Genomic DNA, 22602 nt, shown 5'->3' with positions numbered 1-22602 from the left:
TACTTGCTCAAAATTGGATTAGACGGAGGAAACATTTGCGACATGTTCAAAATCAAATTATCCCTGGCACCGATTGTACTAATTATATGCACTCTGGGGTTCGGAGCGATTTCCCTGTTCGTACAAGACAACGAAATACGCCATTTCGATCAGGTTATCGTCTCGTGGATTCAGCATTGGGAGACCCCGGCTTTGACGGTGGTTATGAAGTTTTTTACGACGATCGGCGGGGGTCTGCCGCTGATTCTTGTGATTATCACGGCCATGGCAGTTTTATATACCGTCTTGGGGCACCGGAGAGAACTTGTCTTCTTGGCCGGTGTTATGCTTGGTTCAACCGTACTGAACTGGGCACTAAAAACGCTGTTTCACCGCGCGCGCCCCGTCATTCACCGGATTATTGAAGCTGAAGGCTACAGCTTCCCGAGCGGACACTCCATGGCCGCGTTCAGTTTTTACGGCGCCCTTGCTTTTCTGATTTGGAGACATGTACCCAATTCATTGGGCCGCTCGCTGATGATCGTTCTGAGCACCCTGTTTATCATGGCCATCGGAATCAGCCGGATTTATTTAGGGGTGCATTACCCGAGCGATGTCCTCGGAGGATATTTCGTTAGCGGGTGCTGGTTGACTGCGAGCATTTTGTGGTATAAGAAAAACGTACTCGATCGTACTCCCTAAGAAGCCAGACCGCATTAAGCGGCAGTTTTAAACCGCGATAGAATGCGGGGCATGAAGCCGCCTAGCAAGAAGGGGAGTCCCAGGAAATGCAAAAGTGCAGGCGGTTTTTGTCGAAACTCCTCTCAACCGGTGGCTCAAATGCAAAAGTGCAGTTCGTCTCCGGTCAAAAGCTGCTTTTTTATCGGATAGGCTCAAATGAGATGCACTTTTGCACTTCAATCGCTCTAAAATCGTTATTGGCGAAAAATAGGATGCACTTTTGCAGTTGACCACATCGCCCCCATCAGGTCGTCCTTCTTCCTGTGAAAAACGATGAACTCGGCTTTCAGCGTTCAACTCCACCGCTCCCCAGCATCTCATTAGCTATGGTCAGAAAATCTTCCCGGCTGATTTCGAATTGTCCGAAGCGAAAGGAGTATCCCCAGTTGCGTTTCCCCTTAGTGAACGTAAGCTTGTCCAACAGAGCGGCAATTTTAACGGTGCGGCAGGGGAAATAATGCATATTCCGGCGATATGGAATAAAGTCATCGCTCATTTTAAATGGATATACGATATCGTCTGCCACCTGGCCAATCGCCGTAAACGCCTGCAGAACTTCCCCGCCCTTCATCTCTGTCCGCGGCGAGTAATAAATGAGCCAATCGCCTGGCCGCATTCTTCCGAGAGGGCGGGCTTTGCCATGGCAAGTCTGGGCGATCCCTTCCCTAACCCCGCGGCTGACATGCGATGCGGAGACTACGCCAATCCAATAGCGGCTCCCTTTAGTTATATCGTTCCCGGCAAACCCCAAATCAGGTGACTTGTCGATCATTTTATTGCGGCCTCCTTTTGATTTGTATAACGAAAGTATACAAAAACGCTGCTGACAACAGCATGTCAGTAGCGTTTCACGGATTTGCAGTGCATATTAGTTATATGGTTTTATTGCTTTGATAACCGCCGATTGAATATAGTCTTCCAAATGGCCGCCAGGCTCCCAATCCTTAATAAACTCATGGGATTGATCTTTCGGTTCAACGGCAATTTCCTGAAATCCGCTGTTCCGGAGCATTTCCTTAACTTCTTCGACGGTTGACGCCCCGGATATACAACCCGCCAATATATCAAAATATTTTGATTAATTAGATAACTTAAAACCCAGCGGATTTCATGAACAGCATCCGCCAGGTTGTTTGTCTGCCTTTCGAAAAACACAGCATAGCTCCGGAGACAGCAGCCGGTTGACTTCGGCATGGTTTAATTCATAATAGCTCCATGTGCCCTTTGTCTCTCTGGTGATTAATCCGGCTTCAAACAGAATCTTTAAATGATACGAAAGTTTCGATTGCGGCATATCCACGATATCCATTAAATCGCAAACGCACCGATATAAGTGATTGATAATATAATTGATTGATTATATAATTTGTCTTGCTAAGTTTGCCAATTTTAGTGAAAGGAGTTAACAGATGACCTCACCCGAAACCTCCATCGCTGAAATGGCGGAAACGCTGAAGTTGCTTTCGGATAAGACGCGTTTAATGATCGTCGCCCTCTTGAAAGAACAAGAGATGTGCGTATGCGATATCGTGGATATTCTTGAAACGACGCAGCCTAATATCAGTCAACACTTAAAGAAATTAAAAACGGGCGGAATTGTGAACGAAACCCGCCGCAGCCAATGGATTTATTACGCATTGAACGTCGGCGACAAACCTTATTTGAACGATATCTTAAATCAACTCCCTTCCATGAAGGAGAAAATGAAAGCCCATCATCCTAATCGTTGTTGTTAACCCGGGAGGTCTCCTATGCTTATTATCGCCACAATGGTCTTTCTTGTTACCTTGATTTTCGTTATCTGGCAGCCAAAAGGGTTAAACATCGGGTGGTCCGCATGCGGAGGCGCCATTGCCGCCTTAATCTGCGGCGTTGTAAATCTGCAGGATGTGTGGGACGTAAGCCGAATCGTTTGGAACGCCACATTGGCGTTTGTTGCAATTATTCTGATTTCCCTTATTTTGGACGAAATCGGCTTCTTCGAATGGGCCGCGCTGCATATGGCTCGTTTTGCGCGCGGGAACGGCATACTTATGTTCATCTACGTGATCCTGCTCGGAGCCGTTGTTGCTTTTTTCTTCGCCAACGATGGGGCCGCCCTTATTCTTACACCGATTGTCCTGGCCATGGTCAGGGCGCTCCATATGGATGAGCGCATGATCATCCCCTTCATCATGGCCAGCGGCTTCATCTCTGACACGGCATCGCTGCCGCTCGTTGTCAGTAACCTTGTGAACATCGTTTCGTCCGATTTTTTCGGGATTGGTTTCTTGGAGTACGCAAGCCGCATGATCATCCCGACCCTCTTCTCGGTTGCCGCGAGCCTGCTGGTTCTATACTTGTTTTACCGGAGGAGCATTCCGAAGAAATACGACGTATCGCAGCTCCTGAGAAATCCGGTTGAAGCGATCAAAGACGTTCGTTTGTTCAAGATTTCCTGGGTTATTTTGGCGGTCCTCTTTATCGCCTATCTCGCCAGCGAATTTATTCAGATCCCCATCTCCATCATTGTCGGCGCGACAGCTTTGGTTTTACTGCTGTTCGTAAAACAAAGCCCGGGATTTCATCCCTGGAAGCTCGTCAAAAGCGCTCCTTGGTCTGTGGTGGTTTTTTCCATCGGGATGTACGTGGTTGTCTATGGGCTCCGAAACGTAGGTTTAACGGATCAACTTGCGGAGATGTTCGAATGGATCGGGGCTCAAGGCCTGTTCGCCGCAACGATCGGGGCTGGATTTATTGCGGCAATCCTGTCGTCCGTCATGAACAACATGCCTACGGTCATGATCAACGCCCTGGCCATTGACGGAACAAGCGCAACCGGCCTAATAAGGGAAGCATTCATCTATGCGAATGTCATTGGTTCCGATTTGGGGCCCAAACTTACGCCAATCGGTTCGCTGTCCACCCTGCTTTGGCTCCATGTCCTATCAAACAAAGGCGTTAAAATCACGTGGGGCGCGTATTTAAAGACAGGTATCGTCTTGACGGTTCCCGTATTATTTTTAACGCTCTGCGGTTTGTTCATTGGGCTAAAAATAATAGGTTAGTTCAAAAAAATAATGAATGTAAAGGGGAATTTGAAAATGAGTACAAAACCGCTTGTTTACTTCTTGTGTACGGGAAATTCTTGCCGCAGTCAAATCGCCGACGGATTTCTGAGCGCTCTTGGCGGAGACAAATACGAAGTAAAAAGCGCCGGCCTTGAGGCACATGGGCTTAATCCCCGCGCCGTTCAAGTGATGCGGGAAGCCGGGATCGATATCAGCGGAAACAGTTCCGATGTCATCGATCAGGACATCTTAAACCGCGCCACTTACGTTATTACGTTATGCGGACATGCGGACGAGCACTGTCCTGCGATTTCAAATCCAAAGATGATCAAATGGCATTGGGGTTCCGACGACCCGGCCAAAGCAACCGGCACCGAAGAAGAAATCATGGCGCAGTTCCGAACTGTTCGGGACGCTATTAAGGCCAGAATCGAATCGTTCGTTCGGGACGGCCGGTAAAGAGGTTCTGCCCGCGGGATTCCACGTCAGGAGGCCTGCTATACGGAGGAGTCCAAAGAGTTTCCGGTACTCCTCCGACTGCGGCAGGCAAATGTGGTAGACTGCATACATCCTTAGCAAGAAACTAAGATTTCACAAAAACTTTACGATCATTTAATTCTTGGATGTCGCGATGATTGTGGTCGTAGTATTTATAAAATTCATTCAGTTGCTCCTGGGAAAGTTCAACAGGCTCCGTTAGAATATACCATTCCACATTTTCGGTTAATGGAGGTGTCGTCAAGGACCCCAAATAATGATAATAGCCCAAATGAGCAGGGAGCAATTGGCCGATATCCAGGTTGTCGATCATTATTCCCTTCTCCCCTTTTGCATTCGCTTCTGCCGCGTCCAAAATTTGCCCGAAGGCTTTATTTTCTTCTCCTGCAGCAAACATAACCCCGATCACGGCGATCCGGCCGTCTTGAGCTTGGTGCACAAAGTGCCCTTCAAGCGGAAAGTGCTTGCCATCGATCGTATGCTCGCTTTCGGCATGAAAATGAACTTGGGACAGCGTAAACGTCCGATCATTTATTTCTGCGGTACCGCGTAAACCCACCTGTATGCTATGCCCGTTATCCTCAATGGAAGTGCCCACCTGATCATAGCTTAATGCCAAATCAGTTCCCTCATAATCAATAAGCTTGGATGTAACAATGTCTATTGGAGATTGCATTTTCCCCGATACAAATCCCCACTCCTCTTGATGGTCATACGTGAAGTGGCTTACTTCTTTAACTGTTGGATTTTCTTTCTGAGAATTGGTAGTTAAATTGGTTGCCGCATGGCTTGCCGAACAACCCGCCAACAATATAAAAGCCGTAAATCCGAGTACAATGAAATTTTTCTTCATATCCATGCCCTCTTTGCATTTATTTTTGGTCCGGCCGCGGACATCCTCGATCGATCTTTGTAAAATACAGGAATATCCCGTTGATCATTATACTCCTTACCCATTTTGATGTAATGCATCTTACCAACCAAATTCAAACGGACACTATAGTTCTACGGGTACAACAAATTATTCAAAACTTCGACATATATGTAAATATTATTACCTAATATATATTATAATCTCATTGACAATTATGGGGTCATAATATAGTATGTAGTAAATAAATCCAATATATGGATTATCTATCATTAAGGGATCAATTTCCATAAGAATGGACAGGCTTCTTTGGAATTGATTCATAAAAAGTTCATTGAAGGGAGGGATCTGCAGACTCCGATCACCTGCGTCTCAAGCCAATGAAAGCGTTGTCAAAGTGACTTGTAAGTTCGCAGAAAATTCTATTAAAAAATGCAAGGAGGAGTAGAATGATGACAGCCCGGACTATTGTGAATCGTCATAAGTTATTTATGAAATGGTTTGTCGTTTCGGCAGGTACCCTGTTCCTGATGCTGGCGGGTTCGTTGGTGTTTGCGGACAGCGCTTCCGCGCACGGATATTTGACGGACAGCCGCGCCCATCTATGTTCCACAGGCCAAAACAGCGATTGCGGGCCGGTGAAATGGGAGCCTTTCAGTGTGGAGGGCCGCGGAGATTTCCCTGAATTCGGCGTCCCGGACGGCCAGATCGCCAGCGGCGGGAAATTTTTTGAACTCGACGAGCAAACGGCCGATCGCTGGACCAAGGTAGATATGGTAGGCGGAGAGCATACGTTCCATTGGAAGCTTACAGCCAATCACAGCACGAATACATGGGATTATTATATTACGAAAAAAGACTGGGACCCCGATTCCCCTTTAAAACGGGCGGATCTTGAGTTGTTCTGCCGCTATATCGATGACGGCGCGATTCCGCCAATCGACGTTTATAACGATTGCTTTGTGCCGAACGACCGGGAAGGCTACCACGTCATCGTGGCCGTTTGGGATATCGCCGATACCCCAAATGCCTTCTATCAGGTGATGGATGTGAACCTCAGCATCAATTCGTCGGCGCCCACCACGCCCGAGCCCGGTTTCCCGGGAGACCCGAACCGTTTCGGAAAGTACCTCATCTGGAATCCGATCAGGGTCTATAACGAAGGTGAAATCGTTGTGCATAACGGGCAATTCTGGCAAGCCCTGTGGTGGACACGAGGACAGGAACCGGGAACAACCGGAGAATGGGGTCCGTGGAAGCTGATCGGCGACGTGCCGCCCGACGAGGAAAGCAGCGCGGGATCGGACAGCGTGTAAGAGCGCATCCTGCAAGAGCCAGAGGGGAACTCCCTCTGGCTCTTTGATTCGGTTATTTTTTCAAATGATACGGAACCGTGGCGACGATGACATCTCTCCGGTAAAGCAGATGCGCGCGAATCAACAGGCTCGATTGGTTGTGCAGGATATTGTGCCATCCTTTTTTCGGAATAAATTGCGGGATGACCACAGTCACCTGATAATTTGCTTCGTGCGCCTTTTTTTGCACCGTATCCACGAACTTAATCAACGGGTGAATTATGCTTCGATACGGAGAGTACAATGTCACCAATCTAACGTCCGGCTGCCATTTTTTCCACTTCTCTTCAAACACCGCTTCGTCCGCCTTCTCAAAAGGGACGTGCACCGCAATGATTTGATACGGGGACAGGGACTTGGCATAGTTCAGCGAATTCTCCACCACGCGCGTGATTCCTGCAACGGGTACGATCACCACGTTTCCTTCGATCGGTATAGCCCGCTCGCAAGTTGAAATTCTCAACTGCTCCGCAATCGCTTCGTAGTGCTTATGAATCCGATAAAAGGAGTAAATAATTAAAGGTAAAAAGATAAGGACCGGCCAGACATTATGGAACTTGGTGATGAAAAACACCACGCTGACCAACAGACTGATCAAGGCCCCGATGGTATTGGCCAAAAATTTCTTGATCCAACCTGGAGGTTTTTCCCGTAACCACTTTACCATCATGCCTGACTGGGACAGTGTAAAAGGAATAAACACGCCGATCGCATAAAGCGGAATTAAAAGTTCGGTTTTCCCTTCAAAAACGATAATCAGCAAAATCGAAAACAGCCCCAGGAAAATAATGCCATTTGAATATCCCAGCCGGTCTCCGCGAACCGTAAACGCTCTTGGGATGAACTTGTCTTTGGCCAAATTAACGGCAAGCAACGGAAAGGCGGAATATCCGGTGTTGGCAGCCAGAATAAGAATCAAAGCCGTCGTTCCCTGAATGAAGAAATACATGATATTTCTTCCGAAAGTGTGTTCCGCGATTTGGGAAAGCACGGTAACCTCCGCGAGAGGGCCTATGCCATAATAATAAGCCAGAAACACAATTCCCGTGAACAATACAGCCAATATGCCCCCCATGGCCAGCAAGGTTTTTGCCGCATTGCGCGGAGCCGGCTCTTTAAAGTTGGGGATGGCGTTTGAGATCGCTTCTACCCCTGTCAAAGCGGAACATCCGGAAGCAAAGGCACGAAGCAGCAAGAATAAACTAATTCCAGCCACTGGAGAACCAAGCGGAGCGTGTAACTCCGGCAAAATTTGGCCGGTCATAATTTTATAAAGGCCGGAACAAATCAAAATCACCAGGGCCAGAACAAATAAATAAACGGGAAAGGCAAAAATCGTAGCCGATTCGGTGACACCACGCAAATTGAGAATGGTAATTAACAATACAAAACCTACGGCTATGGGCACCGTGTATGGATGAAGGCCCGGAAAAGCCGAAGTAATAGCGTCCGTACCGGCCGAAACGCTTACCGCAACGGTCAAGATATAGTCAACAAGTAATGAACCGCCGGCAATCAGTCCGGGAATTACACCCAGGTTTTGCTTGGAAACCACATAAGCCCCACCGCCATGAGGATAAGCAAAAATAATTTGCCGGTAAGACAAAATAAGCGCCACCAGCAAAACCAAAACACCGGCAGCAATGGGAATCGAATACCAATAGGCTACCGCTCCCACGACCATTAAAACAAGCAGGATCTGTTCCGGCCCGTAAGCCACCGATGACAAGGCATCGGAAGAAAGGATGGCCAGCGCTTTGGTCTTGCTTAGTTTCTGTTCGCCCAGTTCCGTTGATTTTAACGGCCGTCCAATAAGAAATCGCTTTATATAAGAAAGCACAGGGGGTCACCGCCTAAATTACGTTGTTTTTTTATATTGCTCGGCAGAAATAAGTATTATTTCAAATACAAACTGAAGATTAAGGGCAAATAGGCCAATTTGAGGCAATAAAAAAACACAGGGGCCCCTGTGCTAAACTTCACAAGTCATACAACCCACTCCTGACTACGCTTACGAGGTTAGCTGTCGGATTCGGGCGGCAAGAGTCGCCCTACCTGGCGGATCGCTGGATCAACTGCCAAGATTCACCCCAAAAGAGAAACTCACCTGAAAGGCAGGTAAGTTTTTAACGGGTCCCCCGTTTTCCTTAAGGAAATTCAGCGATAATGAATTGATTTATTCTTAGTGGAAACAAAATAAATCATACGTTCAGTGTAAAAGTTTGTAAAGCAGGAGTAAGGAAGGTGAACTGCCGGAATCATACAAAAGATCATATGTTAATCGCTTACAATTCAAAAATGCTCTCCAAATCAACGTTTATTAATGACTGACGCTATTTTTTTAAACATTTTAAAAAACAAATTGAACCAACAGCATATAGACCAGGGTACCCGTTAGGATCGATAACAGCATATTCCTTTTCCAAAAATGCAAGAAAGCAACAATGGCCATCGAAATCAATTCTGGCGCTCCATGGTTGCCGGATATAAAATTCACGTCTTTGATACTGTAGACAACCAATAATCCTAAAGCCGCCGCGGGCAGCACTTTCCCGAGATATTGCACATAACGCGGAGCGGGCCGGCCCGGAGGGAAAATCATAAAGGGAATAAATCTGGTCAGCATGGTTCCCAAAACGACTATTCCAATAGTAATCACTTGTTCCAATAAAGTCATTGTCATGTAGTTTCACCCGTTTTCTTTTCCAGTGGCCTCCGCATCAAAGTAAGCACGCAGAGGATCAAAATCATGGAAGGTATGATAAAGTTGTCCCCGTTAAAAATAAAGAGGCATAACACAGATAGCCCCAACCCCAGTAACGCGCTGTGATGTGTTGTTTCTTTCAGCCATTGTTCGATGAAGATGACCACAAATAAAGCCGTCATCACAAACTCAAGTCCTTCCATGTTTATTTGAACTAGTGACCCAAACAGTCCCCCAATGGTAGCGCCAAGCACCCAATAGATGTGATTAAGCAAGGTAACGAAGAACATGTACCACCCTTTATTCACCCCTTGCGGTATTTGGGCGGTGTAATTAATGGAGAACGTTTCATCACACATGCCAAAAATCAGATAGATCTTTTTTAACCCGCTCCCTTTAAATTTTTCAAGCATAGATATCCCGTAAAAAAGATGGCGCGCGTTAACCATTAAAGCGAGGAAAAAAGCGCCTAATGGGTTAAAAGCGCCCAGCAGCAGATGGACAGCGACAAATTCCATCGACCCGGCAAAAATAAGCAGGCTCATCAGGAAAGCATACCCTGCCCCAAATCCCGATATGTTCATAAAGATGCCGTAGGCAATCCCCAAGAATAAAAAGCCTGCCAAAATGGGGATCGTAGCAGGAAAGGCGGCACGAAACGCCAATTGAAGTTCGCTTCTGTTAGTCATGATTTACTTGCATCTCCTCGTACGATTACTTATCCATGCCATTTTAGCAGTGCAAATCCATACAATCAACGATATAATTGTATGGATTACAATTTTGTGAGGTGTGCAAATATGCCGATCAATTCCTTCACCGATTACCCCATGTCATGGAAACCCGATAGAGACGCTTTGAAACGTCCACTCTATCGTTCGCTCGCCCTACTGCTGGAACATGACATCACAAACGGATTTTTAGCCCCGGGTACAAAACTGCCACCGCAAAGGGAGTTGGCCGATTTTTTGGACATAAATTTTACGACCATAACACGTGCCTACAAACTATGCGAACTCAAAGGCCTAATATATGCGGTAACAGGCAGCGGCACATTCGTTTCAGCCAACGCGGCACGCTCCATTACTATTTCGAAAGACAAAATTTCAAATGAAATCATCGATCTTGGTTTTGTCGCCTCATTTGAGCAAAGCAACAATATTGTCGCTGAAGCAGCTAAGAAGGTGACGGAGAAAGGTTATTTGGAACAGCTCTTGAATTACAATGACCCTACAGGCATCCCCCATCAAAAAGCAGCGGCGCTAAACTGGATGGCGGATTTTGGGATCCATGCGGACAAAGACAATATGGCGATCGCTTCCGGGGCGCTAAATGCATTGGCGATCACGTTATTAGCTCTGTTCGAACCAGGCAACCGGATCGCGGTCGATATGTATACATTCTCTAATTTTATCGAGATTTCGAAATTGTACCGTATTAAATTGGTCCCGATTCCCGGTGACGAACATGGCATGCTGCCGGGCGAGCTTGACAATCAGTGCCTTCAAATGGATGTGCACGGCGTTTTTCTGATGCCTTCTTGTTCCAACCCCACGACGGTCATGATTCCCGACTACCGCAAACGCGAACTGGCGGCCGTCATTCGAAAGCATCGGTTGATTTTAATTGAGGACGATATACACGCCTTTCTGTCAGCCGGTATTATGGCAGATTACGGACAACCTATGTTTCAGCTTCTCCCGGAACAAACGGTGTATATTTGCAGCACGTCCAAGTCCATCTGCTCGGGCCTTCGAGTGGCTTATATCGTGTTTAGCGAGGCTTTTAAAGAGAAGATCGTGAAGGCCATTTTTAATATTAATGTGAAAACCTCTTCATTGGATGCCGAGATCATCAGCGAACTGATCTTATCCGGAAAAGCAAGTGCAATTGCAGCGAAAAAAAAACAGCTGGCGGAATCCGCAAACCGGTTGTTTACGGAGTTTTTCCCGCAGCTGCCTCGTACTGGCCATCCACTAAGCTTCTATAGATGGCTTCCCATATCGGATGATGCCGATGGAACGCACATGGAGAATTATTTTCTGAACAAAGGAATTCGCGTGTATCACTCCGATCGCTTTTTAAGCGGGGCCAGTACACGGGACAAATATTTACGAATAGCCCTTTCTTCCACCAATTCTCTGGAGGAATTACAACGAGGATTAGCGATTTTGAGTAGCCACTTTCCTAAATTGATCGGTTCGCGCAAAAATCCGGCTCCCCTTTAGGACATATTGATCGCTGCCTTTCCATGTATGCGATGTTTTATTTTTTCTTCTAATTTGCACATAGTTATACGGATCAGGCGCATATACTTTATATCCTTTAGCCCAGCATCTGCTTAAAAATGAGACGTCTTCTCCTAGCGACACATGGGGAAATCGGACGCGGTCGAACACACGTCTTTTAAATAAGATGGTCCCTCCCGCAACTACACCGACGAACTTATTCTGTTGTTTGGGAAAGCGAAGAACGAGCAATTTCTTGGCTTCGAGGTACGCCAAGTACGCTCGTTTCCCCACCACATCGGCATTTGACCGATGTAAAGCCTTCATTTGTCCGGTTAGATAATAAGGCGAGTAGAAATCGTCATCGTCAAACTTGGTGATGTACGGGTATTTCGTTTTACTGACGGCATAATTAAGGCAGCTGCCTAAGGATTCTTTTTCAGGAAGCTTGTAGACGGAGACATTTTTATACTTCCGGGCAATTTTTCGGTACTTATCTAATTCCATGCTATCTTTATTCAAGATAATAACCAGTTCTTTTACCGGGTAAAGCTGATTTCTGTAATTTTCAAGAATATTATCGAAAAAACGCGGGCGGTTCGTGCTTGTTATGATTGATATCCCTTTTAACGAGCTAGAAGTTTGGCCCAACTCCCTCTCACCTCCAAGTCAATCAATAACGGTATATGCTGAGCCGCATAGCAGCGCTTGTTCGTTTGTTCCTGTAATGGCCGGCGCCATCTCCTTCTTTTATTTCAGCAGGATTTGTGTTTGAAGCAACATGGCTCCCCATATCAGAAGGCTGCCTCCCCAGCATGTTCGCGAAATCCAGCGCTCGGCCGGCCCCCCGTTTTTAAACAACCGGAGAGCGATTTTAAGCTTCGGCAGCAGCAGGAAGTGAATCCCTTCGTCCCCAAATATATCGCCGGCGAGGTGCGCCCACCAGCCGATGACAAACCCGATCGCCGCCATATTGATAATTTCCGGTTGCTGAGCGGAAAAATTAAGCAGACCTATGGATAGTACGGCCGCAAACTCCGGGGTATGAATCACCCCGCGATGTTTAACCAGCGGAAGAATGAGAAAGGCAAAGCCGGCAAAAGCCGCGATCCAATGCAGGTCATACATCGCGTATCCCGCCAGCAGCAAAGCGCCAATGCCGATCAAAACCAAGCTGCGCAGCCTTGCCAGCAGCCAGAACAGGATGGCGGCGCCGAGCCATAACGGCCCGCTCTTCACCCATTCCTCAAGCGGTTCGGGGACGTGTCCGAACTGGCGATAAGCCACTAACCCTACACCTAGCGCTCCCAGAAATCCGGACAAGGTCCGAAAGAGACGCCGGTAGCGGAGGGGAAACTGGATACGATTGCTCACCGTGCTTGTCTTATGATCAAAATCCGGGAACACTCCGCCGACTCCCGCTGCCGCCACGAGCGCCGCTGCTATTCCTGCATCGGTTTGCACGGCCAATGACGGCATCATCAGCAGAGCGGCCGATCCCGCTGTCACCGCCAAAGCAACATGCCCTTGTTTATTCATATTCATCACCTTATTTCCGTAAAAATGAAAACAGCCTTAAAGGCGGCCTTTCTATTCTACAAGAATTTTTAAAATTTGCGAACAAAAAACAACCCTTGCCCCGTAAAACAAGACAAGGGTTGCCGGCTAGGTTCCCAGCAATAAATCCGGCTTCGCGATATTAGGGCGCTGCACGAGCAACAATTCCCGTCCCTGCCGCAAATAGGACTTGATCGTTTCCACCCGGCAGTTCAAGACGTAAGCCGTTTCCTCGGGCGTCAGCCGATGAGCGTACTTGAGAATCATCGCGATCCTGGGATAGAAAGGTACCTGGCGCAGCAGTTCTTCCGCCTCATCCCCCGGTTCGCCGACGCGCTCTGCTTCAGTACCGGCCTGCACTGAGCAGGATACGGCGAGCGAATACAGCCATACATGAAACGGCACGGAGAAATCGTAATCGCCGAGCCGCTGCCTGGCCGTCACAAATGTACGGACTACCAGGTCCTGAACCGCGGTTTTATTCCCGGCCATCCGGAAGCATAAGTCGAAAACCTGTTTATTGTACATGTCTATCAGCTTCTTGAAAGCGCGGATTTCACCGGCAAGCGAACGTTTAATCAGGCGATCGGGCTTAATCTTCATGGCCGGACACCATTGCTTTCAGCTTAACAATTTCCAGCTTGCGAATCCGATGGCGGTCTTTTTCCCGGACTGTAAACTTCAACGGGCCGTACGTCCATTCGCTTCCCTTCTTTAAACCCGGGTTTTGCGTATAGACCCATCCCCCGATCGTATCCAGTTCTTCGTCAAGCAATTCGATCCCCAGCAGCGAACAGACCGACTCCAGCGAAACTTTACCGTCCACGAGAATATGGTTTTCTCCCAGCTTTTCAATTTCGGCTTTCTCTTCCGTATCGAATTCGTCGCGGATTTCGCCGACAATCTCTTCCAAAATGTCCTCGATCGTGATCAAACCGGAGGTTCCTCCATATTCATCGACCAAAACGGCCATATGCACCGATTCCTGCTGCATGCGCAGCAACAGATCCTTTACCGGCATAGCTTCCGAGACAGACAGGATCGGCTGAACCAGCTTGCGTATTTCCACCTTCGGATCATCGCTTAATTGCATCAAAAATTGTTTGGTATTGATAATACCAAGGATATGGTCCTTGTTCCCCTCCAATACGGGAAACCGGGTGTATTGCTCGGATTTCATGATCTGCAGCGCCGCTTCTTTGCCGGCATGAACGTCGATGCACATCATATCCGTACGCGGCACCATGATTTCACGGGCCAGCCGCTCGTCGAAAGCAAAGATTTTGTTCACATACCCGTATTCCGCCTGGTTGATCATCCCGCTCTTGTAGCTTTCTGTAAGAATAATGCGCAGCTCTTCCTCGGAATGGGCCTCTTCGTGTTCTTTGGCCGGCTTAATACCGAAGATGCGCACCAGCCGGTTGGCGGAACCGTTCAAAGCCCAGATAAAGGGGTACATCGCTTTATAGAAGTAGATCAAAGGCTTAGCCGTCAGCAAAGAGACCGTTTCCGCTTTTTGAATGGCCAAGGTTTTAGGGGCCAATTCGCCCAGCACGACGTGAAGAAAGGTAATCGAAGCGAACGCGATGCCAAAGGATAAAATGCTGCTGATTTCCGCGGGCAATCCGTACCGGTCAAAGACAGGATGCAGGATTTTCTCCACGGTGGGCTCCCCCAGCCATCCAAGTCCCAACGCGGTGATCGTGATGCCGAGCTGGCAGGCGGATAAATATCCGTCCAGATTGCTCGTAACCCGCTGCACGGCCAATGCATTTTTTCGGCCTTCCAGCACCATTTGATCGACCCGGCTTGATCTCAGCCGCACGATGGCGAACTCGGCCGCCACGAAAAAGGCGGTAGCCAAGATCAGCAAAGCAACCAGAAACAAATTCAAAGCGTACATGCAAACACTCCTTGTTTGATCAATTCTTTGGAACTTTTTATTTATGAGTTCTTATGAACTTATAATATCAAAGTTCATATGTCGATATCAATATCCGACTTTGCCTGCTTTGGAGCAAATTGCTCCAAATTCGAACTTCTCCACGCCTCTTTAACCCGTAATGCCCGATTTGCTTCTTCTTTGACTTTTTCTCGCCACCGTCGTAAGATGAGTTCGTAAGAACTTATATGGAGGAATTGAACATGGAAACATTCCATCTCACCCGCAGTGAAATGTCGCAGCTCCTGCTTAGCCTGAGCGGTCAAAGCCAAAAAGCGCCCAAAAACATCCTCCAGGAAGCATGGGCGAAATCGCACAAGGAATTGATCGAAGGCGGCAACTCATTAGGCGCTTTTATCTCCACGGCTCTGCCCCCGATCTTTGAGAAGCTGATGAACATGAATCCAAACGATATAGGACTGTCGCTTAATGAAATCGTGGCCCTGGGTTCCCAGATTGAATACAACCATTTTGCGCTGACAGCGGTGCAAAATTGGGTGAAACGCGATTTGAAAGAGATTATCGGTACTCCGAGGTTAGGAAAGAAATATTCGATCGAACAGGCGGCAATTCTGTTCATTATTGAGGATTTACGGGCCGCGTTGGATCTGGAGTCCATCAGGAAGCTGCTTTTGCTGATCTTCCATAACTTTGACGATCAAGCCAAAGATCTCATCAGCCCCATCGATCTCTACGCGGGTTATTCCGGGATTTTCGAAGAGCTCGACCAGAACAACGACCAGGTGCTCGATCTGCAATCCGGCCACTTGAACAGAGACAAAAAACAGGATCATCTCATGGAAACGACCGTGAAGAAAAAAGCGGATGAATTTGCCCATGGCCTTGCCGGCTTAAATCCCCAGCAGCAGGAAGCGGTCAGCAATACGATCGTGATCGCCATGTTATCCGTTCAAACCACATATTTTCAAACTTTGGCCAAACGTTTCCTCAACGCTTCTCTCTTTTTGCACAATTTAAAGTAGGAAGACAGGTTGCAAAAAAAGTCCAAATAACCAAAAAAATATTCATTGTTGATCAACCGAAACTCGCGTAAAATGGTCCCTGTGTTGATAATCATTCTCATCGAAAGGGAGCGTCTAGCATGTATATCCCGAAGAAACGATCATTTGGGGCGCTGTTGCTGGCGGTGACGCTCACGTTGGGGCTGGCGGCCTGCGGTACGAGTAAGGAAGAGGCCGCGAACGGCACACCGGGCAGCAGCACGAATAAGGGGCAACCTCCTGCGAGTCATACGTACACCGACGCTTTAGGCCGCAAGGTCGAGATTCCGTCAGAGCCAAAGCGAATTGTGGCCCACTTCTATGCGCCGGAAATGGTGTCGTTGAACACCAAAATGGTAGGGACAAACTTTGCCAACGCCCGGTTGGTATTAGAAGAGGAACAACTGAAGGGCGTAGAGGATATTGGCGGTCAAGGTTCGGCTCCCAGTTTGGAAAAAGTCCTCGCGCTTGCCCCTGATCTGATTATCGTGCCGGATTTCCTGGATGCGGCCGCACTGGAGGGGTTGTCGAAAATTGCGCCTACCGTGACAATGCCCTACAGCGGCGATGTGTTCAGCCGAATCACGGCGCTGGGCGACATTATCGGCAAGCAAGACGAGGCCGCGGCTTGGATCAAACGTTACAAAGACAAGTCGGAACAAAAGAAAAAGGAGCTGGCTCCGCTCGTTGAAAAAGGACAAACCGCAGCGGCCTTCGTTGTTTTTCAGGACAAGCAGCTCTATATATACGGACCGCAGCGGCTCGGGCCCACGATGTACGATGCGCTCGGCTTTAAGCCTCCGGAAGCGTTGAAACGTCTGTTTGCCGAAAAAGAAAATGAAGATAAGATGTGGTTAACGATTTCTTTGGAGAAGTTGCCGGAGCTGGCCGGCGATCATATTTTTCTAGTCACGCAGGACGCCAACGAAGCTTCCCGTAAAGGTGTCGAGGAATTAATCCAAAACTCCGTCTGGAAAAGTCTGCCCGCTGTCCAAAATGGACAAGCCTATGTCGTGAGCAACCGGTGGGCTTTTAATGATTCGGTTACACTAGAGTGGCTTTTGGACGAAATGCCCAAAGTATTGAAGCCACAATCGTAAAGCAGCGCCGGCAGAGGTTCCGCATTCATCCATGCGGGGCCTCTTCTTATTATATGTGCACGGTATCCCGCTAAAATGGCCGCGTTGCTGGCGGATGGATAATTTGATAAAATCATGGATAATAAATTTGGAAACATTGGAGTTCTTCGACGATGAAGCATGAGCAATCCGATCCCTCCTCCCCATCGATCCCTATCCTATCCCTTCTTAATATCCGCCAATTTGACATTGCCGGCGGGAGCAATACGCAAAAGTATCGAAGCGAACATTATTCTATATGGTGGATCAAACAGGGTTCCGCGAACCTGGAGGTTGATGGAGCAACGCATCATCTCGGTCCTAACGGCTGCGTGCTGGTCCCTCCCCGTTCGATCGCCGGCCTGCTCCCTGCCGCCCCTGTTGCCGGAAACCTGCAGGCGTATGAGTTTGTGTTCATGTCCAATGAGGCGGCTGCGGCGCTTATCGGATATGTCACAACGGTCTTTTCCGTCAGTGGGGAATGCGTTTCCGGCTTATACGCCGTGCTGGATCAATGGGGCGCGGCCCGCGGGCTTGCGCTGCTCCGGCTTCAAGTCCGTTTTCAGGAGCTGGTGACACTGCTGCTTGAACAGCGGGACAGGAGCTCCAAATTCGGCGTAGAGCGGGAAGTGGAGGAAACGATTCATTACCTGCACCGCGAATATTCGAAGGATATCCGGATCGAAAGACTGGCGGAGCAAACGGCACTGAGCCGCTGGAAGTATAACGACATGTTCAAGAAAATGACCGGCAAAACACCGGTACAATATTTGACCGAGTTGCGAATAGACCGGGCCAAGCAGTTGCTGATCGGCTCCGATCAACGCTTGAAGGAAATCGCCGAGCAGACAGGCTTTCGGGACGAGTATTACTTCAGCAGACGATTCAAGCAAGCCGTTGGCGTGTCCCCTACCCAGTTTGTCCGTTTGCAGTCCCGGGATATCCGGATCTGTTCCTTGCATACGCTCGGCGATCTGCTGCCTCTCGGCGTCGTGCCCGTAGGTGCGAACCGTTTTTTGGCCGATCTTTATGGCGAAGAAGCACGTGATATTCAGCCGCTGGACGAGCCGCTCGATATGGAGAAGCTGCTCTCCCTGCAGCCCGACCTGATCATATGCCCCAGTTATATGCCCGAACCGCAATATGACCGTTTGGCCGCGGTTGCTCCAACCGCTCTGCTCAACTGGCATGACCACATTTACGCGCGGCTGTACAAGCTGGGCCGGCTGCTCGGCAGGGGCGATAAGGCCAAACTTTGGATCGAATCGTATCGGAACAAAGCGCGGAACATACGCCAAAAGCTGAAACCTTACGTGCAAAAAGGGGAAAGCGCCGCAGCTTTTGTATACCATCGCAACGAGCTTTACGTCTACGGCGGTCATAATTTCGGCCACACCTTATATGAAGGACTCGGTTTTGTCCCTCCGGACCGGGTCAGGATGTTAATGACGAAGTCGCTAAAGTGGAAAAAAATCGCGCTTGAGGACATTTCCCGTTACTCCGGAGACCGGGTATTCATGGCCGTCGAGAATAAGGACAGACACAGCAATGATTTCCAGGAAATGCTGCAAAGCGAAGCCTGGGGCAACCTCCCGGCCGTCGGCAATAAGTGCTCTTACATCGTAGAACATCGTTGGGGCCTTTATGATGCGTTGACATTGGAACGTCATTTGGATGAAATGCTGTTGCTGTTGACTCGCTGATTGTTACTTTTTGCGCAAAAAAGCGCGGCCCCCGAAAACCTCGGAAACCGCGCCGGCCTGACATTCCGTTTATAATCACTATTCAGTCAATTTCAATGTAAAATTTCTTTCCTGTTTACCTTCATACCGGACAATGACCGATCAAACATGTCAAGAATAAACAAGAATCTTTCTGCTTCGCGGAAAACATGATCCGCTAACAAAGGATGAATGATGCTTTTTATTCGGCACTCTTCAATTAAGTCACGTGCAGTTTTCTTAAAATCACGCAATGATTTTACTGAAATGCGATTTTCATCAACAAATTGACTCAAAAGCGGATGTGTTTGCGACTCAGGGCGCATTGAGCTTAAATCGATAGCCTGATACATCAGCATGTCGAATTCGTGGCTAAACTCTCTTGCTTGCTCTACCAGTTTTCTTTCAGACGGATCAAGCAAATGACCTATAAACTTTGCGTGGTCGGCCATAATTTTCAGAAAAAATACATTCTCATCAATAATCGCATCAGCTAACGGTTCAAGCCTTCCGTTATTAAGCTCATCTAATCGGTTACTGAAATATCTTGCTTCCCGGCTAACATGATCTACAAGCAGAGGAAAGTTGTTGCCTCCGGGAAGTTTGCACCGTAATATCAGCCCGAGTACTTTCCTCTTAAACGCCCAAATGTGTGTGGCTGCATTGTGAACTTCTGAGTTGAACTGTCTGATGGTTTGGGGATCAGTATTTTCTGGATATGCATGAGCCCTTCTTTCGATATCCTCAAAGATCGCCTGGAATTGATTGGCCTCATCAATTAATTGAGTGTCCTCGCACCTAAAACCTAAGCGAAGGAAGAAGGAATGTTCCTTCATAATGCGTGACCAAAAACGTATCTCATCTAATGAACGTATAACAAAAGGATCCGACATCAATATCACTCCATTCAGAATCCGGTTATAATACATTGGCTTAATAACAGATTTTATGGGATTGGCTTGTTCCAATATGATATCGGCATAAAAAAATGTGGACTTTTTTTCTAACAAATCAAGATTTACAAAACTTAGTTAAATAAAGAACAAGGTGATATTATCAATAGGGTAAAAAATTGGGCAGTTATAGCACTAGTTTTCTGGGGAGTATTTCAAATTTTTATTATATACCAAAAAATTAATGTTCGGACAAATCAATATACCGTCACCTTATGAAAATATTGTTCAGCCAATAGGCCTGGTCATAATTATTCTACTCTCAATCATTTTTGCAATACTTTTGGTCAAAGGAAATAATAAACAATAACAAAAAAGAGTGGGGCTATATCGATATCCAGCCCACTCTTCTTTTGTACGTTCAACTACAGATCCATTTCTCTGTTTCACTATTTTGTGTCGAAAATTGATGGGCTCCACAATCGATTACGCCCTTTTGGTTGAGGCTGCCCCGTTATGCGGCTATCCGAAAACTAAGTGCACTTTCAAACAACATAGGGACAGGGAAATGGCTTTATCCGGACTAGGAGACCCCCTGTAATCTCGGCTGGGTTCTGTCGAATTGTCAAAGCGGCTGCATAACTACTTCCCCGGCTTGACCTGTACGCGCAGTTCGTCCTCCGGCTGATTGGTCGTATACATGAAAATGTAAATGTCCTGCTCGGTTTCCTTAAAGTTTTCAAACACGTCTATATTCTCATTCCCCTCGTCTCCAAGCATGCGGATGAGAGCAGGCTTCCCGTAATTTCGCTCCCCGCCGTCGAGATAATAGGTCTGATTCACCCCGCCAAACGCCGGATCGCTGCTCCGGGATTCTACATACAAATTGCCGTCCTTCATATAATAGGTCCATGTGATCGGATACCCCGCGATGCTGGAGCTCACGGTTTGCCGCTTCGTCGAGATGCCGGTTAGCCGGACCGGCTGGTTATCGCCCTTGTGCTCGTCGACACGGTGTTTCGCAATCAGAGTTATCGGCTCATTGGCCAACGCTTCCGGAGTAAGGCCGGCCATTTCGAACCGCAGTTCGGTTTGGGCCGGTTCATTGGAAACGGGCCAGAGTCCGCCCTCGAGAAGCTTGCCCCCAACATCCAGCTGATATTCCGTATAAGGCACCCCCGCGTATTTCTCTTCATGGGTCAACACAAGCCGAACCTGGGTTGGTGTAACGATCATTTCAGCGATTTTTGTTCCTCCCGGCACCTCCTTGAGCGGAATGTTCAGCTGGTCCTTAAACGAGCTGCGTTCCAGTTGCTTCTTTGAGAGGGCGGTATGGAGACTCCAGGTTCCAGCGGCCGTTCCCAGCGTACGGTCATATTTGAGCTGGAACGAGGTTCCTTCGGCCCGTAAGTCAGCTGCCGAATATATCTGCTGGTTCGAATATTCGTCAGAGGCTTCAGGTGTTCCGAATACGGAGGGCTTAGATTCCCGGATTCGCTCGCCTTTAGCGTTGACGGCTTCAATACGAACCCAGCTGTTATTCTGAAGCCACGAGTCGGTGAAGGAAATAACGGACTTCAGCAGCACCTGCCCCTCGGCTTGCTCGAAGGATTGCAGCGTAACGGTGCCGATACCGTCCTTCTGGATGGTGAATGTCTGGGTCTCCGCACGGTCGGGACGAAAATCGATGGCTTGGCTGCCGTCTCCGACGAAGCGGATGTTTTCCACGAAAAACTCCACATCGGCTTGAGGCTCATTGAGCACCCAATCCGTTTCGAAATACCCTTGATATACCTTAAGCTCCTCATTCCAATGATAGCTGTTGTTCCCCTCAATCACCCGGCCGCCGCCATCGCGAAGTCCGATGTTTTCGAAGCTGATAGCCTTCCCTTTCCGGGCCGGGCCGGGATCGAGGCTGTACAGGAGGAAGGTCCGGTTCTCATCGGTAAAAGCGGTATGCAGCGTAAACGTTATGCCGTCCTGGGTGACCGACTGTTCGATCGTTTGGCCAAGGCCCTGCTCCAGGGCCGTCTGAATCCCGGCTCTATAAGATAGAAGGTTCGACCAATCATACGTAACCGCTGCATATACTGGCGTAGCTATAAGGGCAACGGACAACGAGACGGCGATGGCGGTCCGCTTCCGGCTGCGTGGACGCGGAATTGCCGCTTCCCCTCCGGCGGCCATCCGCAGCTCGTCTTGGCGGATGCTGCTCCACATCCGCTCGAAATCCGGATAAGGCACCGTGTCCGCGTGTTTCATTTGGTCTTTTAACTGGCTTTCAAAACGTTCCAATTCGTTCCTCTCCCTTCAACCATATAGGGTGGTTCTGTTCCAGTTTCTTGCGCATCATTTTCAACGCTTTATGAAGCCTTGATTTCACGGTTCCTTGCGGAATGCGCAGGGTTTCAGCGATTTCTGCCATCGACAGTTCGCCAATATAGCGGAGGGTCACGACCGCCAGCAGCTTATCGGGCAACTGCTTCAGCAGCTTCTCCCATTCGGCGGAGGCCTCCTTCTCGAGCACGACCGCGTCCACAGGTTTAACCGCTGCTGCGACGGCGTGCTCATGCAGCCGCTGCACCTCGGATTGCTTCTCCCGCTTCGTCCGGTTTTTTCGAAGCAGGTTCAGGCAATGATTCATGGTAATGCGCATAATCCAGGCCCGTACATGCTCGATCCGCTGCCAGTCCTGCCGAAACACGGTAACGAAGACGTCATGGCATACATCCTCCGCGTCCTGCGCGTTCCGGAGCATATAGTAGCAGGTTCGGTAGACGTCTTTGTTGTAGCAATCAAACAGCTCACGTTCCGTCAATTGCTGCACTCCTTTCTTTGCGTTATGTCTTATAAACAGATGACCCTTGAAAAGGGTTCATTTTTTTAAAAACTTTTCAATAAGAACGAAAAGAACATTCAACTACTCTACAATAACAAAAGAACA

The 22602-nt window shown here is 48.2% G+C and carries 21 protein-coding genes, 1 pseudogene and 1 riboswitch; of the genes and pseudogenes, 9 read left to right on the top strand and 13 right to left on the bottom strand.

Annotated elements, in window-relative coordinates; genetic code table 11:
- The first annotated feature begins 42 nt into the window (after positions 1 to 42).
- The gene (locus NYE74_RS27020; RefSeq protein WP_341005341.1) at positions 43 to 681 is read left to right on the top strand and encodes a phosphatase PAP2 family protein; all 639 of its coding nucleotides are present in this window, start codon (positions 43 to 45) and stop codon (positions 679 to 681) included.
- A 325-nt stretch (positions 682 to 1006) separates the two neighbouring features.
- Here NYE74_RS27020 and NYE74_RS27015 read toward each other — a convergent pair whose 3' ends face one another.
- The gene (locus NYE74_RS27015) at positions 1007 to 1492 is read right to left on the bottom strand and encodes an EVE domain-containing protein (RefSeq protein WP_316560765.1); all 486 of its coding nucleotides are present in this window, start codon (positions 1490 to 1492) and stop codon (positions 1007 to 1009) included.
- A 336-nt stretch (positions 1493 to 1828) separates the two neighbouring features.
- Positions 1829 to 2044 (bottom strand): annotated as a pseudogene (locus NYE74_RS27010) (ArsR/SmtB family transcription factor); the annotation flags it as partial.
- Positions 2045 to 2129: 85 nt separating this feature from the next.
- On the opposite strand from NYE74_RS27010, the gene NYE74_RS27005 reads away from it, so the two are divergent.
- Genes NYE74_RS27005 through arsC form a run of 3 tightly spaced genes read left to right on the top strand, consistent with a single transcriptional unit; the run spans position 2130 to position 4229 of the window.
- Complete coding sequence (locus NYE74_RS27005; RefSeq protein ID WP_328271629.1) at positions 2130 to 2456, top strand: ArsR/SmtB family transcription factor; 327 nt, start codon at positions 2130 to 2132, stop codon at positions 2454 to 2456.
- Positions 2457 to 2471: 15 nt separating this feature from the next.
- The gene (locus NYE74_RS27000) at positions 2472 to 3767 is read left to right on the top strand and encodes an arsenic transporter (protein ID WP_341005340.1); all 1296 of its coding nucleotides are present in this window, start codon (positions 2472 to 2474) and stop codon (positions 3765 to 3767) included.
- Between the two features lie 36 nt (positions 3768 to 3803).
- Positions 3804 to 4229, top strand: a complete 426-nt coding sequence (gene arsC / locus NYE74_RS26995; protein WP_270619889.1) for an arsenate reductase (thioredoxin) — start codon at positions 3804 to 3806, stop codon at positions 4227 to 4229.
- A gap of 124 nt (positions 4230 to 4353) precedes the next feature.
- Here the strand turns inward: arsC and NYE74_RS26990 are convergent, their stop codons facing one another.
- Positions 4354 to 5121, bottom strand: a complete 768-nt coding sequence (locus tag NYE74_RS26990; RefSeq protein WP_270619891.1) for a carbonic anhydrase — start codon at positions 5119 to 5121, stop codon at positions 4354 to 4356.
- A gap of 470 nt (positions 5122 to 5591) precedes the next feature.
- Between NYE74_RS26990 and NYE74_RS26985 the strand changes: the two genes are divergently transcribed.
- Positions 5592 to 6455 carry a lytic polysaccharide monooxygenase gene (locus tag NYE74_RS26985; RefSeq protein ID WP_341005339.1) on the top strand — a complete coding sequence of 288 codons (864 nt, stop codon included), beginning with the start codon at positions 5592 to 5594 and terminating at the stop codon, positions 6453 to 6455.
- Between the two features lie 52 nt (positions 6456 to 6507).
- Here NYE74_RS26985 and NYE74_RS26980 read toward each other — a convergent pair whose 3' ends face one another.
- From NYE74_RS26980 to azlC, 3 genes are all read right to left on the bottom strand, one after another.
- On the bottom strand, positions 6508 to 8334 hold the full coding sequence (locus NYE74_RS26980) for an APC family permease (RefSeq protein WP_240752356.1): 1827 nt from the start codon (positions 8332 to 8334) through the stop codon (positions 6508 to 6510).
- Positions 8335 to 8487: 153 nt separating this feature from the next.
- Positions 8488 to 8667, bottom strand: a riboswitch (cyclic di-AMP (ydaO/yuaA leader).
- Between the two features lie 177 nt (positions 8668 to 8844).
- Positions 8845 to 9177, bottom strand: coding sequence for a branched-chain amino acid transporter permease (locus tag NYE74_RS26975; protein WP_036626419.1), 333 nt, complete (start codon positions 9175 to 9177; stop codon positions 8845 to 8847).
- The gene (azlC, locus tag NYE74_RS26970) at positions 9174 to 9887 is read right to left on the bottom strand and encodes an azaleucine resistance protein AzlC (protein WP_036626420.1); all 714 of its coding nucleotides are present in this window, start codon (positions 9885 to 9887) and stop codon (positions 9174 to 9176) included. The genes NYE74_RS26975 and azlC overlap by 4 nt, the downstream gene beginning before the upstream one ends.
- Before the next feature lie 111 nt (positions 9888 to 9998).
- On the opposite strand from azlC, the gene NYE74_RS26965 reads away from it, so the two are divergent.
- Entirely contained in the window at positions 9999 to 11426 is a 1428-nt protein-coding gene (locus tag NYE74_RS26965; RefSeq protein ID WP_051985731.1) for an aminotransferase-like domain-containing protein, read from the top strand.
- On the opposite strand, the gene NYE74_RS26960 is transcribed toward NYE74_RS26965, so the two are convergent.
- From NYE74_RS26960 to NYE74_RS26945, 4 genes are all read right to left on the bottom strand, one after another.
- Entirely contained in the window at positions 11361 to 12077 is a 717-nt protein-coding gene (locus NYE74_RS26960) for a glycosyltransferase (protein ID WP_082207945.1), read from the bottom strand. The two genes, NYE74_RS26965 and NYE74_RS26960, sit on opposite strands and share 66 nt — an antisense overlap.
- 99 nt (positions 12078 to 12176) lie before the next feature.
- Positions 12177 to 12965 carry a metal-dependent hydrolase gene (locus NYE74_RS26955; RefSeq protein WP_036626421.1) on the bottom strand — a complete coding sequence of 263 codons (789 nt, stop codon included), beginning with the start codon at positions 12963 to 12965 and terminating at the stop codon, positions 12177 to 12179.
- Positions 12966 to 13091: 126 nt separating this feature from the next.
- Complete coding sequence (locus tag NYE74_RS26950; RefSeq protein ID WP_036626422.1) at positions 13092 to 13586, bottom strand: sigma factor-like helix-turn-helix DNA-binding protein; 495 nt, start codon at positions 13584 to 13586, stop codon at positions 13092 to 13094.
- The gene (locus tag NYE74_RS26945; RefSeq protein ID WP_036626423.1) at positions 13576 to 14886 is read right to left on the bottom strand and encodes a hemolysin family protein; all 1311 of its coding nucleotides are present in this window, start codon (positions 14884 to 14886) and stop codon (positions 13576 to 13578) included. Before NYE74_RS26945 ends, NYE74_RS26950 begins: the two co-directional genes overlap by 11 nt.
- Before the next feature lie 242 nt (positions 14887 to 15128).
- On the opposite strand from NYE74_RS26945, the gene NYE74_RS26940 reads away from it, so the two are divergent.
- From NYE74_RS26940 to NYE74_RS26930, 3 genes are all read left to right on the top strand, one after another.
- Complete coding sequence (locus NYE74_RS26940; RefSeq protein WP_036626424.1) at positions 15129 to 15908, top strand: DUF1836 domain-containing protein; 780 nt, start codon at positions 15129 to 15131, stop codon at positions 15906 to 15908.
- A 119-nt stretch (positions 15909 to 16027) separates the two neighbouring features.
- Positions 16028 to 17026 (top strand): ABC transporter substrate-binding protein, encoded by a 999-nt coding sequence (locus tag NYE74_RS26935; protein ID WP_036626425.1) that lies wholly within the window; start codon positions 16028 to 16030, stop codon positions 17024 to 17026.
- Positions 17027 to 17178: 152 nt separating this feature from the next.
- The gene (locus tag NYE74_RS26930) at positions 17179 to 18747 is read left to right on the top strand and encodes an AraC family transcriptional regulator (RefSeq protein ID WP_341005338.1); all 1569 of its coding nucleotides are present in this window, start codon (positions 17179 to 17181) and stop codon (positions 18745 to 18747) included.
- 92 nt (positions 18748 to 18839) lie between these two features.
- On the opposite strand, the gene NYE74_RS26925 is transcribed toward NYE74_RS26930, so the two are convergent.
- From NYE74_RS26925 to NYE74_RS26915, 3 genes are all read right to left on the bottom strand, one after another.
- Positions 18840 to 19658, bottom strand: coding sequence for a DUF2935 domain-containing protein (locus NYE74_RS26925; RefSeq protein WP_036626429.1), 819 nt, complete (start codon positions 19656 to 19658; stop codon positions 18840 to 18842).
- 642 nt (positions 19659 to 20300) lie between these two features.
- Complete coding sequence (locus tag NYE74_RS26920; protein ID WP_341005337.1) at positions 20301 to 21953, bottom strand: DUF4179 domain-containing protein; 1653 nt, start codon at positions 21951 to 21953, stop codon at positions 20301 to 20303.
- Positions 21940 to 22476: an RNA polymerase sigma factor gene (locus NYE74_RS26915; protein WP_240752353.1), complete on the bottom strand. Its 537-nt coding sequence runs from the start codon at positions 22474 to 22476 to the stop codon at positions 21940 to 21942. Before NYE74_RS26915 ends, NYE74_RS26920 begins: the two co-directional genes overlap by 14 nt.
- Between the last annotated feature and the right edge of the window lie 126 nt (positions 22477 to 22602).

The sequence above is a fragment of the Paenibacillus sp. FSL P4-0127 genome, assembly GCF_038007325.1.
GTDB classification, from domain to species: domain Bacteria; phylum Bacillota; class Bacilli; order Paenibacillales; family Paenibacillaceae; genus Fontibacillus; species Fontibacillus macerans.
This window is presented reverse-complemented; position numbering and strand designations above follow the sequence as displayed.

Bases quoted from the DNA above. Each gene is read 5' to 3' on its own strand.
- arsC (WP_270619889.1), top strand. From the start codon at position 3,804: ATGAGTACAAAACCGCTTGTTTACTTCTTGTGTACGGGAAATTCTTGC.
- NYE74_RS26935 (WP_036626425.1), top strand. From the start codon at position 16,028: ATGTATATCCCGAAGAAACGATCATTTGGGGCGCTGTTGCTGGCGGTG.
- NYE74_RS26990 (WP_270619891.1), bottom strand. From the start codon at position 5,121: ATGAAGAAAAATTTCATTGTACTCGGATTTACGGCTTTTATATTGTTG.
- NYE74_RS26925 (WP_036626429.1), bottom strand. From the start codon at position 19,658: ATGTCGGATCCTTTTGTTATACGTTCATTAGATGAGATACGTTTTTGG.
- NYE74_RS26950 (WP_036626422.1), bottom strand. From the start codon at position 13,586: ATGAAGATTAAGCCCGATCGCCTGATTAAACGTTCGCTTGCCGGTGAA.
- NYE74_RS26940 (WP_036626424.1), top strand. From the start codon at position 15,129: ATGGAAACATTCCATCTCACCCGCAGTGAAATGTCGCAGCTCCTGCTT.
- NYE74_RS27000 (WP_341005340.1), top strand. From the start codon at position 2,472: ATGCTTATTATCGCCACAATGGTCTTTCTTGTTACCTTGATTTTCGTT.
- NYE74_RS26945 (WP_036626423.1), bottom strand. From the start codon at position 14,886: ATGTACGCTTTGAATTTGTTTCTGGTTGCTTTGCTGATCTTGGCTACC.
- azlC (WP_036626420.1), bottom strand. From the start codon at position 9,887: ATGACTAACAGAAGCGAACTTCAATTGGCGTTTCGTGCCGCCTTTCCT.
- NYE74_RS27020 (WP_341005341.1), top strand. From the start codon at position 43: ATGTTCAAAATCAAATTATCCCTGGCACCGATTGTACTAATTATATGC.
- NYE74_RS27005 (WP_328271629.1), top strand. From the start codon at position 2,130: ATGACCTCACCCGAAACCTCCATCGCTGAAATGGCGGAAACGCTGAAG.
- NYE74_RS27015 (WP_316560765.1), bottom strand. From the start codon at position 1,492: ATGATCGACAAGTCACCTGATTTGGGGTTTGCCGGGAACGATATAACT.
- NYE74_RS26955 (WP_036626421.1), bottom strand. From the start codon at position 12,965: ATGAATAAACAAGGGCATGTTGCTTTGGCGGTGACAGCGGGATCGGCC.
- NYE74_RS26930 (WP_341005338.1), top strand. From the start codon at position 17,179: ATGAAGCATGAGCAATCCGATCCCTCCTCCCCATCGATCCCTATCCTA.
- NYE74_RS26965 (WP_051985731.1), top strand. From the start codon at position 9,999: ATGCCGATCAATTCCTTCACCGATTACCCCATGTCATGGAAACCCGAT.
- NYE74_RS26975 (WP_036626419.1), bottom strand. From the start codon at position 9,177: ATGACAATGACTTTATTGGAACAAGTGATTACTATTGGAATAGTCGTT.
- NYE74_RS26985 (WP_341005339.1), top strand. From the start codon at position 5,592: ATGACAGCCCGGACTATTGTGAATCGTCATAAGTTATTTATGAAATGG.